This is a genomic window from Mucilaginibacter sp. GW822-FHT03E02 (genome assembly GCF_058801545.1).
In genome coordinates this window covers 5,377,059-5,393,608 of record NZ_JBXANJ010000001.1, presented here as the reverse complement: position 1 = coordinate 5,393,608, position 16,550 = coordinate 5,377,059, and the positions used below count along the sequence as shown (strand labels likewise).

General features: G+C 41.5%; 14 protein-coding genes. 12 read left to right on the top strand and 2 right to left on the bottom strand.

Going from position 1 to position 16,550, the window contains the following annotated elements; translation table 11 throughout:
- The first annotated feature begins 24 nt into the window (after positions 1-24).
- The 5 genes from AC1RM2_RS22385 to AC1RM2_RS22365 all read left to right on the top strand — a co-directional run bounded on the left by AC1RM2_RS22385 (position 25) and on the right by AC1RM2_RS22365 (position 8,519).
- Complete coding sequence (locus AC1RM2_RS22385) at positions 25-255, top strand: hypothetical protein (protein ID WP_492987385.1); 231 nt, start codon at positions 25-27, stop codon at positions 253-255.
- Positions 242-634, top strand: coding sequence for a type II toxin-antitoxin system VapC family toxin (locus tag AC1RM2_RS22380; RefSeq protein ID WP_492987384.1), 393 nt, complete (start codon positions 242-244; stop codon positions 632-634). The genes AC1RM2_RS22385 and AC1RM2_RS22380 overlap by 14 nt, the downstream gene beginning before the upstream one ends.
- Before the next feature lie 242 nt (positions 635-876).
- Positions 877-3,597: a TonB-dependent receptor plug domain-containing protein gene (locus tag AC1RM2_RS22375; protein ID WP_492987383.1), complete on the top strand. Its 2,721-nt coding sequence runs from the start codon at positions 877-879 to the stop codon at positions 3,595-3,597.
- Between the two features lie 61 nt (positions 3,598-3,658).
- Positions 3,659-6,088 carry a hypothetical protein gene (locus tag AC1RM2_RS22370; RefSeq protein WP_492987382.1) on the top strand — a complete coding sequence of 810 codons (2,430 nt, stop codon included), beginning with the start codon at positions 3,659-3,661 and terminating at the stop codon, positions 6,086-6,088.
- Positions 6,039-8,519, top strand: a complete 2,481-nt coding sequence (locus tag AC1RM2_RS22365; RefSeq protein WP_492987381.1) for a carboxypeptidase-like regulatory domain-containing protein — start codon at positions 6,039-6,041, stop codon at positions 8,517-8,519. Before AC1RM2_RS22370 ends, AC1RM2_RS22365 begins: the two co-directional genes overlap by 50 nt.
- Positions 8,520-8,617: 98 nt before the next feature.
- Here AC1RM2_RS22365 and AC1RM2_RS22360 read toward each other — a convergent pair whose 3' ends face one another.
- Positions 8,618-10,045 carry an L-serine ammonia-lyase gene (locus AC1RM2_RS22360; RefSeq protein WP_492987380.1) on the bottom strand — a complete coding sequence of 476 codons (1,428 nt, stop codon included), beginning with the start codon at positions 10,043-10,045 and terminating at the stop codon, positions 8,618-8,620.
- A gap of 135 nt (positions 10,046-10,180) precedes the next feature.
- Here AC1RM2_RS22360 and AC1RM2_RS22355 point away from each other — a divergent pair, with 135 nt between their 5' ends.
- Both AC1RM2_RS22355 and AC1RM2_RS22350 read left to right on the top strand, forming a co-directional pair.
- On the top strand, positions 10,181-10,615 hold the full coding sequence (locus tag AC1RM2_RS22355) for a DUF5684 domain-containing protein (protein ID WP_492987379.1): 435 nt from the start codon (positions 10,181-10,183) through the stop codon (positions 10,613-10,615).
- Positions 10,616-10,650: 35 nt separating this feature from the next.
- Positions 10,651-10,953, top strand: coding sequence for a DUF2752 domain-containing protein (locus tag AC1RM2_RS22350; protein WP_492987378.1), 303 nt, complete (start codon positions 10,651-10,653; stop codon positions 10,951-10,953).
- Here the strand turns inward: AC1RM2_RS22350 and AC1RM2_RS22345 are convergent.
- The gene (locus AC1RM2_RS22345; protein WP_492987377.1) at positions 10,950-11,711 is read right to left on the bottom strand and encodes an RDD family protein; all 762 of its coding nucleotides are present in this window, start codon (positions 11,709-11,711) and stop codon (positions 10,950-10,952) included. The genes AC1RM2_RS22350 and AC1RM2_RS22345 overlap by 4 nt on opposite strands.
- Positions 11,712-11,804: 93 nt before the next feature.
- On the opposite strand from AC1RM2_RS22345, the gene AC1RM2_RS22340 reads away from it, so the two are divergent.
- Genes AC1RM2_RS22340 through AC1RM2_RS22320 form a run of 5 tightly spaced genes read left to right on the top strand, consistent with a single transcriptional unit; the run spans position 11,805 to position 16,544 of the window.
- Positions 11,805-12,788 (top strand): stage II sporulation protein M, encoded by a 984-nt coding sequence (locus AC1RM2_RS22340; protein ID WP_492987376.1) that lies wholly within the window; start codon positions 11,805-11,807, stop codon positions 12,786-12,788.
- Complete coding sequence (locus AC1RM2_RS22335; protein WP_492987375.1) at positions 12,763-13,608, top strand: hypothetical protein; 846 nt, start codon at positions 12,763-12,765, stop codon at positions 13,606-13,608. Before AC1RM2_RS22340 ends, AC1RM2_RS22335 begins: the two co-directional genes overlap by 26 nt.
- A gap of 8 nt (positions 13,609-13,616) precedes the next feature.
- Complete coding sequence (locus tag AC1RM2_RS22330; protein ID WP_492987374.1) at positions 13,617-14,393, top strand: DUF4129 domain-containing protein; 777 nt, start codon at positions 13,617-13,619, stop codon at positions 14,391-14,393.
- Positions 14,390-15,577 (top strand): DUF4350 domain-containing protein, encoded by a 1,188-nt coding sequence (locus tag AC1RM2_RS22325; RefSeq protein ID WP_492987373.1) that lies wholly within the window; start codon positions 14,390-14,392, stop codon positions 15,575-15,577. Before AC1RM2_RS22330 ends, AC1RM2_RS22325 begins: the two co-directional genes overlap by 4 nt.
- On the top strand, positions 15,567-16,544 hold the full coding sequence (locus tag AC1RM2_RS22320) for an AAA family ATPase (protein WP_492987372.1): 978 nt from the start codon (positions 15,567-15,569) through the stop codon (positions 16,542-16,544). The genes AC1RM2_RS22325 and AC1RM2_RS22320 overlap by 11 nt, the downstream gene beginning before the upstream one ends.
- Positions 16,545-16,550: the final 6 nt, after the last annotated feature.

Here is a 16,550-nt window from a genome sequence, read left to right as displayed (position 1 = left end):
TGTTAGCAACATAAATTTAATCAGATGTTCACAGAGGCCAGAAAATTGCATTTACTTGAAGAAGTAATTAAATTAAGAAGCGAAAAGGCATTAATGCAAATTGAGCACATCTTAAAAACCGCGGTATCTACCGAATCGGCTGGTCGGCCGTCTGCACATAGTTTTCTTGGTAAAATATCAAAAAAAGATATCACACTTATGGAAAACGCAATACAAGAAGGCTGTGAGCAAATTGATCCGGATGACTGGGATTAATGTTTTACTGGACACCAATATTGTTTCAGCATTGCTCAAAGGAGAAACTACCGTAGCAAACAATATAGACGATGCCAATGAAGTTTATATTCCGGTCATTGTGATAGGTGAACTTTATTATGGTGCCGAATACTCAACCCAAATCCAGAAAAATGTAAACAATATTCTTAAATTATCTCAAACGTATACTGTATTATCTGCCGATGCAGAAACAGCTCGTTTATACGGAGCCATAAAATCCGCCCTGAGAAAACAGGGAACACCTATTCCTGAGAATGACATATGGATAGCCGCGCTGGCTAAACAATATCGTCTTACTTTAATTACGAGAGATAAACATTTTAGCCACATTGGCGAATTGGATAAAGACAACTGGTAGTGTCCGGTCGCTTTTTTTTCAGTTGATTAAACCTTTACCTAAACCAAGTGTCAAACGGCAAGTTATCTAAAACCTCTACCTATGAAAACCAAAAACCGACATAGCCTTAAATACAGTTTTATCAACGTAAAACTTATAACGTAGCACGTAAAACCTAAACCATTTTCCCAGCGTCCCCTCCCGTAACACACTTGTTATAATATTATTATAATATTTTCCGTAGATTGAAAATTATTTACCTGATGAAAAACAAACGTCTTTTTACCGGTTTATTGATAACTGTTATTGCTACAGCTATATTGAGTTTTAAAGGGCCGGGCGAAGAGCTGCTGCACAAAATGGTCGACCAGCTTTATAAATGGCGGGCCGAGCATCCGCAGGAAAAAGTTTACCTGCAATTTGATAAACCAGGTTATGCCATTGGCGACGACATCTGGTTTAAAGCTTATGTAACTATCGGCAGCAAACACCAACTCTCGGCACTAAGCGAAATACTCAATGTGGACCTGATTGACGAGAACGACTCTGTAAAACGAAGCATCAAACTCCCGCTTATCAGCGGCCTGGCCAGCGGCGATTTTGCCCTTGCCGATTCGATGAAAGAAGGCAACTACCGCATTCGCGCTTATACCAACTGGATGCGTAACGAAAGCGATGCTTATTTTTTTGATAAAACCATCACCGTTACAAATAGCATCAGCAATAACGTTTTTACTAAAACCGCGTTTACTTATTCCACTCAAAACGGCAAGCAAAAGGTAAATGCACTTATTAGCTATAGCAACATTAACGGCGAAGCTTATGTGGCTAAAGAAGTGAGCTACCATATAGAACTGAACGGGAGAACCGTTTTTAAAGGCAAGGGGATTACTGATGATAAAGGCAATATTGATGCAAGCTTTATAAATACCACAAACGATTTAGCGGCCACCGGTCAAATACTAACCACCATTAAATATGCCGAGAAGAAAATGGCCGAGAAAGCCATTGCAATAAAGGCTGTATCCAACAAAATTGATGTTCAGTTTTTCCCCGAAGGGGGCAGCCTTATTAACGGGGTAAACTCAAAAGTAGCATTTAAAGCTATTGGCGCCGATGGTTTAGGTGTAGATGTAAAGGGCACCGTAGTAGATGACCAGAACCAGTTAACTGCCAATTTTAATAGTACGCACCTGGGTATGGGTGTTTTTAAATTTCTGCCGACGACGGGAAAAACTTACAAGGCACACATTACCTATCCCGACGGAACTGAAGGAATATTTGATTTGCCCAAGGCGGTTGATAACGCGTACTCCTTAGCTATTGATAATTCATATGACGACAACATTTTGATTAAAATACTGCCGGGAAAAGATCTGTTAAATGGTGCTACACCCACAGCCGGGCTTTTGCTGGTAGCGCAGGTGGGCGGCGAGATTTATTACGCAGGCAACAGTGCCGACGGAGGAAAGACTTTTACCGCCGAAATCCCCAAAAGCAAATTCCCTTCGGGTATTGTGCAATTCACTTTATTTTCAGATAAGGGCGAACCATTGAATGAGCGGTTAGTTTTTGTAAAAAATAACGACGATTTAAAGCTGTCGGTATCGGCTGACAAGAAGAAGTATGCCCCCCGCGAAAAAGTGACCATCAGCCTTAACGCTAAAAACATTGAGGATAAACCGGTAAGCGCCAGCTTCTCGGCCGCGGTGATAGATCTGTCGAAAGTTTCGGTTGATGAAACAGCAGAAGAAAGCATTTTATCAAACATCCTGCTTACATCCGATTTAAAAGGTTATATCGAAAAACCAGGCTACTACTTTCACAACGCAAGCGCCCAAACCGACCTTGATGCCCTGCTCCTTACCCAGGGCTATCGCCGTTTTGAGTGGAAAAAAATATTGAATGACAGTTTTAGTCCTATAGTTTACAAACCCGAAAAAACTTTACAGGTATCGGGCCATTTAAAAACCTTTGGCGGCAAGCCGGTAGTGGGTGGTAAAGTGACTTTATTCACCACATCAGGAGGCATTTTTATTCTCGATACGGTATCTGACGACAAAGGGAACTTTGTATTCAAAGACCTGGTGTTCAGGGACAGCATTCGTTTTGTAGTACAGGCACGTACTGCTAAAGACCGAAAAAACCTGGAAATTGAACTGGATAATATTGCCCCACAAGCCGTGGGCAAAAACAAAAACGCGCCCGATGTACAGGTAAACATCAGCGATGGCCAGTCAGTGTACCTTAAAAACAGCAAAAACAGATTTAACGAGGATATTAAATATGGTATTGGCAACCATACCATTGTTTTAAAAGAAGTGTTTATAAAGGACGTGAAGGATAAAAAAAATCTGATTAAAAACTCCAACAATTTAAATGGCCCCGGCAATGCCGACCAGGTACTTACTTACAAGGACTTTCAAAACATGGGCGGCTCTTTTACCAACGCCTTACAGATGAAAATTTTTGGCGTAATTTTTAAAAATGGAGTACCCTACTCAACCCGAAGCCAAAACCAGCCCATGACCATTATGGTTGATGGAGTTGAGGTTGAAGGCGATTATCTAAATAGTTTATCTACAAATGATGTTGAAGGCGTGGAAGTTTTACGGACTATAGGCAATACGGCAATTTATGGCTTTCGCGGTGGTGGTGGTGTTTTGGTTATCACGACAAGGCGCGGCGGCGATGGATCTGTTTACAACCGCTATGCGCCGGGTGTTGTAACCTATGCGCCAAAGGGATATTATAAAGCCCGCGAATTTTATTCGCCGGCGTATGATGATCCTAAAACGAATACGCAAATGCAGGATTTACGCTCAACTGTATACTGGAAACCTAATATTATAACGGATAAAGATGGCAATGCAACGTTTTCTTTCTTTAATGCAGATGCTAAAGCCACTTACCGCATTTTAATTGAAGGAATTGATGTTGAGGGCAACCTTGGCCGGCAGGTTTATACCTATAAGGTGGAGTAAACCGGGTTGGTAGCAGTTGATTATTGCGTACCCCCTCAACTATTGCATTTATTGTTTTTTTATGAAACTTAGCCTAACCTTCATTTTCCTGTTTACTTTATTTTGCGCATTGAACGGCTTTGGTCAAACCGATTCGGCATTTTTGACCCGCACCGTTAATTCGCTTGAAAAATATGCATTGGCAAACCCTATAGAAAAGGTTTACCTGCACCTTGATAAACAGGAATATATGCCCGGCGATACCATTTGGTTTAAGGCATATACAGTTGCCGGGCCAAATCATGGGCTGTCGGCCATTGGCAATATAGTACACGTTGAATTACTTACCCAAAAAGATTCCGTTATCGGCCGGATAGCCCTGGCATTAAGTTCGGGAATAAGCTGGGGCGATTTTGCTTTGCCCGTTTTAATTAAAACCGGGGCCTATCACATCAGGGCCTACACCAACTGGATGCGAAACTTCAGCCCCGATTACTTTTTTGATCAAGCTATCCGCGTGAGCGAAGGAGGTACAGCACTTGCTCAAAAAAAATTAAAGGCCCTGCCCGATCCCGATGTGCAGTTTTTCCCCGAAGGCGGCTCGCTTGTTAACGGGTTGAGGAGTAAAGTAGCCATTAAAGCTGTTGGTACCAGTGGCATGGGCGAAGACCTTGAAGGCTCGGTTATAGATAATGACGGTACCGAAGTTTCTGTATTCAGTTGTCAGCACCTGGGGATGGGTGTGTTTGCCATCACACCACAGGCCGGCAAAAGTTATAGGGTTAAAATAACACGGAAGGATGGCAGGCAATTTACAGTAACGCTGCCAAAAGCACAAGATGATGGCTTTGCCATCGCCATAAATAATAGCCAGGTGGATAGTATCAGTATTAGAGTTGCCGCATCAGCCAACTTGCTCGATTCAAAAAAAGAGGCAAAATATTACCTTCTGGCCCAATCTGGTGCCAAAGTTTATTATACTGCCGATTTTAAATTATCGGCACAAAGTTTCACAACTTTAATTGATAAAAAGCGCTTCCCAACAGGTATTGTGCAGTTTACTTTATTTGCCGGTAATGGCGAGCCGCTTAACGAACGTGTAGTATTTATACGCCGCAATGATCAGCTGAAACTTAACCTTACATCAGCGAGAGAAGCTTATACGACACGGCAAAAAGTGGATATACAGATAAAAGTAAGCGCCCCCGGAGGCAAACCCGCTTTGGGAAGTTTTTCGGCAGCTGTGATTGACCAGGACCTGGCAAACCTGGATAAAACATCGGCCCAATCCATTTTTAGCACCCTGTTACTTACATCGGATATTAAGGGTTATATTGAACAGCCTGAGTACTATTTTACCAACGTAACAGCTAAAACCAATAATGACCTGGACATCCTGATGCTTACGCAGGGATATCACCGGTTTGAGTGGAAACAGGTATTGAACGAAACTTATCCAGCTATTACTTATCAGCCGGAGAGCTCCCTTTCTGTATCCGGCTATATAAAAACATTTCACGGCAATCCCATTCCCAGGGGCAGGTTAATGTTATATAACATGCAGCGAGGATGGTTTAAACTGGATACGCTATCCGATGACAATGGGCGGTTTACGTTTGATGGATTGATCTCAAATCCCGATACTACTTTAAAATATGTAATACAAGGCCGAACCGCCACCAACAAAAACAAGTTGGATATTACCCTTGATACCATTGCACCTTTTAAAAAGCAGGCAAATATTGGTGTTTACCACTGGCTTGCAACTGATGCTGGTGATACCGTACAGCTTACCCCCTACCAACACCGGGTAAAACAACAAATTAAGGTTAGCCTGGATAAAAGGGTGATTCCACTAAAAGAAGTAGTGATTAAAGACACCCAATACCATTTGGTTGGTGCACCAATTCCAGATCAGTTTGTAAAATTCCCTAAAGAGAACACAGGACAAACCCTGGCCCAGTTTTTATCGGTGCGATTATCAGCCATTAGTTTTATGGATGGGTTGCCTTATACTTACAGAACAATAGCCCGTACACCTGCGGGCCTGGCCCCTACGCCGATGAACATCATGATAGATGGTCTTTACATTGACAACACTGTTTTTTCGATGCTCAACCTGGCCGATTTCGAAAGCGCAGAGGTTTATCGTACCACCGGAAAAATTGATATTACAACCGGCAAAGGAGAGATATTGTTGCTAACCACAAAAAGACATACCAGGGAAACTATCAAACAAGTAACGCCTGATGTGATAACTTATAATTCAACGGGGCTTTACAAAGCTCGCGAATTCTATTCGCCAAAGTATAGCGTTGTAAATGAAAGCACTTCGACTAACGATTTACGGACAACCATTTATTGGAAACCTGATATAATTACTGATAAAGATGGTAACGCTACATTTTCATTTTATAATGCGGATACCACGGGCACCTACCGCGTAACTATTGAGGGAATTGATGCAGACGGAAATTTGGGCAGATCAGTTTTTACGTATAATGTACAATAACAGAGCATTGAATATAAAATTCATTAAAATTTTCATTTTATCGGGCCTGTTGTTTACGGCACTTAACAGCCTGGCACAAACCGATACGGCATTTTTAAGCCGCGCTGTTAACTTACTGGATAAAGATGTTACAGCAAACCCTATAGAAAAGGTTTACCTGCACACCGACAGGGATTCATACCTGCCCGGCGATACCATTTGGTTTAAGGCTTACACAGTAATTGGCCAAAAACATGAGCTATCAGCTTTAAGTGGTACGCTTTATGTTAAACTGCTCGGTGCCAAAGATTCAATACTGCAAAGCATTACTTTAAACATTGTAGCAGGTATTACCTGGGGCGATATAGCCTTACCGCTTACCCTTAAAACCGGCGCTTATCATCTTATTGCCTATACCAACTGGATGCGCAACGCCGGCAACGATTATTTTTTTTATAAACAAATTGTTGTTAACGATATCAGCAATACATCGCCACAAAAAAAACAAAGTTTAGCAGGTAAACCAGCTGTACAGTTTTTTCCGGAAGGGGGCGATTTGGTCAATGGCCTACGATCAAAAGTGGCCGTAAAATGTGTGAACGAAAAAGGATTGGGCCAGGACATACGCGGAACAATTATTGACAATAACGGCACCGAAGTGGCCGATATAAAAACACAACACCTGGGGATGGGGATATTTGCCTTAACTCCCGAACCGGGAAAAACCTACAAGGCTAATTTGCTTACCACTGATGGTAAAGCGCTTACAGTAGATTTACCATCAGTGAAGGATGATGGGTTTACTATCTCTGTTAATAATGGCAGGCCAGATAGCTTAACTATCAGGGTAGTTTCGTCAAACAAGCTGTTTGATACTAAAAAGAATGCCGGTTATTATATACTGGCACAATCGGGCGGTAAGTTATACTATGCCGCAGGGTTCAAACTTTCGGCACAAAGTTTTAATGCCATTATAGATAAAAAACGGTTTCCAACAGGCATTGCCAGGTTTACCCTTTTTGCTGATAACGGCGAACCGCTAAATGAGCGTATTGTATTTATTCAGCATAACGACACTTTAAAGTTAAGCATAGGCGTTACCGGCAAAACTTTTGCGCCAAGAGAAAAGATGAAAATCGATTTAGCTACGAAGAATATTTCGAGCAATAGTGTAACCGGGAGTTTCTCGGTATCTGTTATTAACGAAAATTTCGCCCCGGTTAATGATTTGGCGCAAAGTACCATCATCAACAACCTGCTACTTACATCAGATATAAAAGGGCACATTGAGCAACCCAACTATTATTTTAATATGGCAAATGACAAAACAGCTGCCGACCTTGATATTTTGATGCTTACCCAGGGTTATCACCGGTACGAGTGGAAGCAGGTATTGGCAGGCGATGATCAGGCAACACCTTGTTTTGAATCCGAAAAATCTTTACAAATTTCGGGGTATGTAAAAAACCTGGCAGGTAAACCGCTTGCAGGCAGCAAGGTATCGTTACTGACTACAACAGGCGGCTTTTTTATGCTGGATACCATCACTAACCAAAATGGCCGGTTTACTTTTAACCTCATCCCCGATGAAACCCTGAAATACGTAATACAGGCAAGTACAGGCAAGGATAAAAAGAATGTAATGGTTGCTTTGGATACTTTATCAAACTATAAAGCATTGGCATTTGTATCAGTACCTGCAGCAGTGGATACTTTAACACTATATCAAAAACAAGTTGAACAACAACTTAAGGCAAGTTTAGATAAGCGGGTAATTCGCATTAAAGAAGTGGTGATAAGAGAGAAAAAAGAACCCATAAAAGACATGTTTATACATGCAGATAATCCAGACGAGGTTATTAATGATTTCCCGAAGGACGATACCGGGGAAACAATGAGTTCCTTTTTGTCTGTACGGCTGCGCAATATCCAGGTTTATGTTAATCGTGATAACACCATCAGTTTTTATACATATCGTGAGATAGCTAAAGAGCAACCGCCAAAACCGATGTTAATAAAATTAGACGGCCAGGTAATAGGATCAAGCTTATACAGCGATTTACGGTTAACCAATATAGAAAGTGCCGAAGTGATCAGAACGACAGGCAAAATGGATATGACCAGTGGGGTAAAAGAAATGATCTATTTTATATCGCGGCGAATTCCGGCCGGGTATAAGCCGCCAATCACAAATGTTATTAATTACCAATCAAACGGCTTTTATAAGGCAAAGGAATTTTACTCGCCCAGGTATGATATGCTAAACGAAAGCAGCGCAAAACCCGATTTACGTACCACTATTTACTGGAACCCCAATTTAATAATAGATAAAGCACCTACAGAATTTGAGTTTTTTAACGCCGATACCAAAGGCACTTACCGCGTAACCGTGGAAGGAATTGATGCCGACGGTAATTTGGGCAGAGTTGTATACAGATATTATGTTGAGTAAATGATGCTCCTTCAAGCCTCCGAAATCAACCCTTTTGACCACATACCCTTTTATCTATCATTTGCATATCTGAAATCTGCACATTTGCACATCATTAGCTAACACTCCGGTAAACTGATAGGTATATTAATAGCCAGCCCGCCATCTGACGTTTCTTTATATTTAGAATTCATATCAAGCGCGGTTTGCCACATCGTTCTCACTACGGCATCGAGGCTTACTTTAGCTTTTTCGGGATTGCTTTGCAGCGCCAACTGCGAGGCCGTAATGGCTTTTATGGCCCCCATAGTATTGCGCTCGATGCAGGGGATTTGCACCAGGCCACCAATAGGATCGCAGGTAAGGCCAAGGTGATGTTCCATGGCTATTTCGGCAGCCATGAGTACCTGTCGCTGGGTGCCACCCAGGCATTCTGTTAATGCGGCAGCAGCCATAGCAGATGACACGCCAATTTCGGCCTGGCAGCCGCCCATCGCTGCAGATATGGTAGCGCCTTTTTTAAAGATGCTGCCAATCTCGGATGCGGTTAGTAAAAACTGGATGATCTTCTCGTCGGTATTACCTTCACAAAAAACAATATAGTATTGTAATACGGCTGGGATAACGCCGGCGGCCCCGTTTGTAGGTGCGGTAACTACTCGGCCAAATGAAGCATTTTCTTCATTCACTGCCAGCGCAAAGCAGCTTACCCAATCCAATATATTTTTAAAACTATCGCCTGTTTGTCGTATAGCGATAATCCATTCCTCGTAATTATTATACGGCCGGTTACCCAGTAGTTTGGCATTTAATTTGAAAGCCCTGCGGGCAACATTTAATCCCCCGGGTAACTGGCCGGTAGTATGGCAGCCACGGTACATGCATTCTTTTAGCGCATTAAAAATATTGAGTACACCGGCACGTGTTTCATGTTCGCTACGCCAGGCCAGTTCGTTTTCCATAACCACTTCAGAAATGCGAAGGCCGGTTTTTATACACCAATGCAATAAATCTGCAGCAGTATCAATTGGGAAAGGCAGGTCAACCTCGTGTTTTGATTGGGCCGATGCACCATCCTTAACCACAAATCCCCCGCCTATGGAGTAATAAGTTTCGGATACCGCTTTGCCATTGCTCAAAAACGCCTGAAATGTTACCGCGTTGGGATGAAAAGGCAAACTTTCGTTAAACAAAAACAACAGGTCGTCAATTACCGAAAATTCAATTTCCTTCGTCCCACCTAATATCAATTTATGCGAAGAGGTAATATGGTTGATTTTCGGGGTAATCTGATCAACCTCAAAAGTTACGGGATCATCTCCGCTTAGGCCCAGCAGTACGGCAATATCAGTGCCATGCCCCCTGCCTGTTTTTGCTAACGAGCCATAAAGCAGTATTTGCACCTGGTTAACAAGCGGCAGCACCTCCTGCTGTTGCAACGATAGTACAAACTGCTGGGCAGCGCGCCAGGGCCCAAGGGTATGCGAGCTTGAGGGCCCTATCCCTATCTTAAACATATCAAATACCGAAATTTGTTCCCTTTGCATCGGTGTCAAATTTAAAAATAATAAGCTAACCAAGCTTTGTAATAAATATGATGGAGTGCTTAATTTTTATTTAAAAAATTTATATTTTGCAGGAACTTAAAAAACACGAACACTATTTACTAAACCTTCAAAAAAATGGAAAATTATCCTTCTTCAGCACCAGCGTTTGGCGCCGGCTTTTTTGTAATCATTATTGCTGTATACCTTCTTACGATAGCTGGTATGTGGAAAGTATTTACCAAAGCCGGAAAACCGGGATGGGCCGCAATAATCCCCATATACAATTATATTGTACTGTGTGAAATTGCTGGTAAGCCAATCTGGTGGTTCCTGCTTATGCTTTTTCCTTGTACCTCGCTTATATTTCTAATATGGGTTTACAATCTGGTAGCCAAAAGCTTTGGAAAAAGCGAGGGTTTTACTGTTGGCTTAGTTATTTTGGGGCCTATCTTCTGGCCTATTTTAGGTTTTGGCGACGCAGTTTATTTAGGCCCATCTGCAAAAGAGGCAAACATGAACAACCGTTTTGGATCTGGCGATTACCAAAAACCATTTGATCCTCAGGCATAATTATGCATTGTTATACCATATTATGCAGCCATTTCATGTTTATTGAATGGCTGCATAATCATTTAATACCCTGTCCGTTTAAAAAACTAACCGGTATTGACTGCCCCGGTTGTGGCTTTCAGCGCTCCGTCATCGCCCTGCTACAGGGTAACCTGCACCAAAGCTTAACACTTTACCCGGCGGCTATCCCGCTTATTATTACCATACTGTTCGTGGCATTAAAAACAAAACTCCATTTTGATAAAAAGCACCTTATTACCAAAACATTGTATCTAATAACCGGGAATATTATCCTGTTCGCTTACATTTATAAAATGTATACCCTATACGGCAATTAAACGCCCTGCCTTGAAACTACATAGCTATAATCTTTAACTACGGTTTGCAAAAAGTCGTACTCATTCATTCCGGCCGGGAGCTCGATACCTAAATGACTTTTTACCTGTACAGCCATATTGTAAACCAGGCTGCTGTTACCTGTTGCTTTAAAATTGGTTATCACCTCGTATATTAAGGTCATGTCCGAGTCTTTCAAGTCGCTAACGCCACTAAACACAGGCTCATATTCATCCTCGTCCTGGTAATTAAAAAACAGTTCGTTCAGGTTTGTCTTGGGTGTGGTTTTAACAACTGTGGTGCCCGCTACAATATCGCCAATCCTCTGCTTTTTTTCGGATACAGCAACCGAGATCACGGCGCCTACTCCCACTGTTAATAAAAAATCAACCAACCTGAAAACCCATCGCAAAAAAAACTGCCCTAATGTTGGCCGGGCACCGTTAATATTTACCACGCGTATTTTTAAAGCATATTTACCAATGCTTTGGCCGTTAAAAAACACTTCTGCAACCAGGTCATAAAATATGGTGATAAGGGCATAAATAACGCCAATAACTATTAGTACAACAGGCGCGCTCTTACCATCCAATCGCTCCATAGTACCGATAAAAAACGCTATAACAATAATATATATCGCGTATAGGAGCCCCATAAATACCCCCGTATCTACAATCCGGGCAAGTACCCTATCGCCAAGGCCGGCTACTTCATAATCGATATCAATATTTTGCGAGGTGCGTATTTTTACTGTTTGCATGTATAACAAATATAAATTAACTATTTGATGTGTTTATATCCACACATCAAATATTGTTATTATTTTAACAAAAAATTACTTGACCCTTTCACAATGCGTGAACCATTATTTATAAAGCAAAATTCTGCCCGGTGGAAAAGCTATGAAACCGACCTTGCCAGTGATCCTGATGAGCTTGCCGAACGCTTTATAACCATTACCGACGATTTAGCGTACGCCAAAACTTTTTATCCAAAATCAAAAACAACGGTTTACCTTAACGGTTTAGCGGCGGGTTTTCACCAGTCGATATATAAAAACAAAAAAGAAAAAGCCAATCGTTTTATATTTTTCTGGCAGATGGAGCTTCCGCTGCTTTTTGTACAATACCGCAGGCAGCTATTATACTCATTTATATTTTTTATCACCTTTTTCCTTATCGGCATACTATCATCCAAATACGACCGCAATTTTATCAGGCTGATACTTGGCGACGATTATGTGAATATGACTAACGAAAACATAAGCAAAGGCGACCCCTTTGGGGTATATAAAAGTCAGAACGAGTTTTTGATGTTTTGGCAGATAGCTAAAAACAACCTCCAGGTGACGGCAATAACCTTTGTTGCAGGTATTACATTATCTGCAGGTACTATTTATCTGTTATTTAAAAACGGCATTATGGTTGGCTGTTTTCAATATCTTTTTATAGCCCAGGGGCTGGGCATTAAATCTGTGATGGTAATCTGGATCCACGGCACGTTAGAGATTTCGACAATTATTTTGGCGGGCGCCTCAGGTTTAATAATGGGCAACAGTATTTTATTCCCAAAAACATTCAGCAGGGCCGTTTCTTTAAAAAAAGGCGCGTTGGATGGTATAAAGATAATGCTGGGCATATCCCCCATTGTAGTTACCGCAGCTATTTTCGAAAGCTTTATAACCCGCCGCACCGAAATGCCGATGTGGCTTAGCATTTCCATTTTGACTGGTTCCTTTTTATTTATCATATGGTATGTGGTAATTTACCCGGCCTACTTGTCATACAATTTAAAAACTACTGCTAATACAAATGAAGGAGAAAATAGAACTAAGTAAGGTTCGTGAGTTTGGCGATATTATAAGTGATAGTTTTATCATCATCAGGCAAAATTTTAAGCCTTTGATTATATCGTATCTGGTTATATGCGGTATGTTTATTGTTACCGGAGTGCTTGTTACGGTGGTTGCCCAGTGGCGGCAGGTTGAAGAAGGCAGCTCCGGCTTCTTTTCATTTTGGAATATTACCAGCCTGTTATTTCAAATGGTTGAGTATACCGCTATAATTTTAACCACCATCAGCTATTTGGCCATATATAAGCAAAAAGATAACCAGCACCCTACGTTGCTGGAGGTTTGGGAATACTTTAAGTTTTATTTTTTGCGGGTATTTGGCGCGCAGGTGGTTTTAACGATCGGATTGTTTTTGGGGATTTTATTGTGTTTTCTACCGGGAATTTATCTTAGCCCTATCTTCGCGCTGGTAACTCCGATCATGATCATAGAGAACACTAACCTGGAGTATGCCATCCGTAAAGCCTTCCGCATTATTAAAGAAAACTGGTGGTTTACCTTTGGTGTAATTTTGCTTTTATCTATCATTGTGGGAATGGCCTTACTGGTATTTTTTATCCCGGCGGCTATATTTTATGGCGGGAGCCAATGGCTAACCGGCAATAGCTTTGATACCACTTTTAACACTATTCAGGCAATAATTTTTAATGCGGGCCAGGTTTTATGGCTGTTGCCTATTATTGCCGTTACACTGGTTTATTACAGCTTAACCGAGCATAGCGAGGGTAGCAGCCTGGTAAACCGCATAAAAATGTTTGGCAAAACCGATTCCCCTTCTGATCAATTCCCAACCGAGCAATATTAACAACTGATATGTTTAAGCCTTTGGTTATATTGTTTAAAATAAGCGCGACGGGGAACGCTAAAGCGATGGCTGCATTAAAGCATGCTGCAGTTAAAGCATCGCCTGCAAAACTTAAAACCGACAGCACTAAAATAAACGTACGCCACTTTGATGCGGCATCATTAAAAGCCTACAAAAACGATAAGGATTTTAATTACCATACCCAAAAGGAGGCTATTACCTGGTGGGATAGGTTCTGGAACTGGGTTTGGCACCTCTGGGATAACTTTTGGCAATGGGTTGATGAATTACTCCGCAAAATATTCGGCGGTTCATCCATGGGGCATAATTCTGCTACGGTATTTAAATATTTAATTATTGGCATTGCCGCCTTTGGTGTAATTTATATTATTTTAAAGTTGTTGGGCATCAACGCCTGGCATCTCTTCAAAAAAGATCCGAAACAAGTTCCCCTTCCTTATGATGAATCCATTGAAAACATTCACGAAATAAGTTTTGACCAGGCCATTGAAGATGCATTAGCTATTAAAAACTATCGCCTTGCTGTAAGGTTACTTTACCTGCGCAGTCTTAAACAGTTGAGCGACCATAATCTTATCAACTGGCGCATAGAAAAAACCAATTCAGCTTATATCAATGAACTAACAGATCAAAACAGGCGCCGGCAATTTATTATTGTTACACGGCAGTTTGAGTATATCTGGTATGGCGATTTCCCGGTTGACGGAGATTCGTACCAAAAGATCAATACCATTTTCCAGGAATTTAAACAGTTGCTGTCATGAAAAGTTTAAAACTATACATTGCCGTGCTGGGCTGTTTAATGCTGGTGTACCTTATAGCCCAATACAACCGCCCTAAGCCTATAAACTGGGATAATACATTGGATATTAACGATAAGATACCCTTTGGCACCCATATACTGTATAACCGCATTAACGACATTTTCCCCGGCGCTAAAATATCAACCTTTCGCGAACCGGTTTATAACGTACTTAACGATCATGGAATAAAACATGGCTCCTATATTATTATCTGCAATTCGGTAAAATTTAACGAATACGATTATGCCAAGCTGAAAAACTACATAAGCGCAGGCAACGATGTATTTATCGCTGCATCGTATTTTGGCGACGAGCTAAAGAAAAACCTTGGGGTTGAAGCGCAGGTTGAGTTTGGCAATAAAAACCGGGTCGGCATTAAATTTAGCAACAAGTACCTTGATACTACAAAGCTTTACGGCGGCGAAAAAGGAATAGGTGATGGCTACTTCAGGCGAATAGATACCTCAAAACTTATAGCGTTGGGCAGCAATACCGGGCATCATACAAATTTTGTGAAATACGCCATTGGTAAGGGCAATATGTATTTAAATGCCAATCCGCTCATGTTTACCAACTTTAGCATGTTAAGTGACAATAACGCCGAATATGCATCAAAGGCCTTATCTGTTTTAAAAAACGATTCCAATTTAATATGGGATCAATATTATACCCTCGGCCGGTCTGACGATGAATCAAGCATGCGTGTATTTTTACGCAACCCCGTTTTACGCTGGGCATTTTACATCTCTTTCTTTGGGCTGATGACTTTTATCGTTTACGAAGCCAAGCGCCGGCAGCGTATTATCCCTGTTATTGAACCATTGCCAAATTCAACCGTAGAATTTATAAGTGTAGTTGGCCAGGTATACTATGAAAAGCGCGACAATGCCAATATTGCCCGTAAAAAAGCAACTTACCTGTTAGAATATTTGAGAGATAACTATCGTTTAAAAACCAATAACCTCGACGATGAGTTTATAAGCACCTTATCCCAAAAAACAGGTACACCAATGGAGTTTATAACAGATCTGATTAATACCATCAATTTCATAGATACCCGCGAACACATATCCGATATAGAACTGATCAGATTTAACAAACTAATAGAGAAATTTTACAGCCAAAACCGATACAATGGAAAATGATATTTTTGAACAACGAACAGATATGACCAAGCTAAGCCAGGCGGTTGAGCAGATAAAAGCAACGCTGGCAAAAATTATTGTAGGCCAGCATGATTCTATCGATCTGTTGATAGCCGGCATACTGGCCGACGGGCACATCCTGATAGAAGGTGTACCTGGCGTGGCGAAAACACTTACCGCCAAACTGATAGCTAAGGCTATAGATGCCCAATATTCGCGCATACAGTTTACTCCGGATTTGATGCCATCAGATATATTAGGCACTTCGGTATTTAACCCTAAATCAACCGAGTTTGAGTTTAAGCGGGGGCCAATTTTTGGCAACATTATACTGATTGATGAAATTAACCGTGCGCCGGCCAAAACGCAGTCGGCTTTGTTTGAGGCGATGGAAGAGCGGCAGATTACTATCGACGGGCATAGCTATAAAATGCAGGAACCTTTTACTGTATTGGCTACCCAAAACCCTGTTGAACAGGAAGGCACTTACCGCTTGCCCGAAGCCCAGTTGGATAGGTTTTTGTTTAAGATAGAAATTAAATATCCAACCCTTGAAGAAGAGATTGCCATTATAACCCAACAGCATAGCCAAAAAACAACAGACCAGCTCAACCACGTTGAGCCGGTTTTATCGGCAGCCGATATTATAGCATTAAGGCAACAGGTAAAAAGCCTTCATGTTGAGGATAAATTGCTGGAGTTTACTGCCAAAATAGTTTATAATACCCGTAACCATAAATCACTGTACCTGGGTGGTTCGCCAAGGGCATCGCTGGCCATTATCAATGCGGCTAAGGCGCTGGCCGCCATTAAGGGCAGGGATTTTGTAACCCCCGAAGATATTATTTATGTAGCCACTCCTGTCTTAAGGCACCGCGTTATGCTAACGCCCGATAGGGAGATGGAAGGCGCGAGTCCGGATGATGTTATAACGCAAATTATTCAAAAACTGGAAATTCCCCGTTAAAATAAT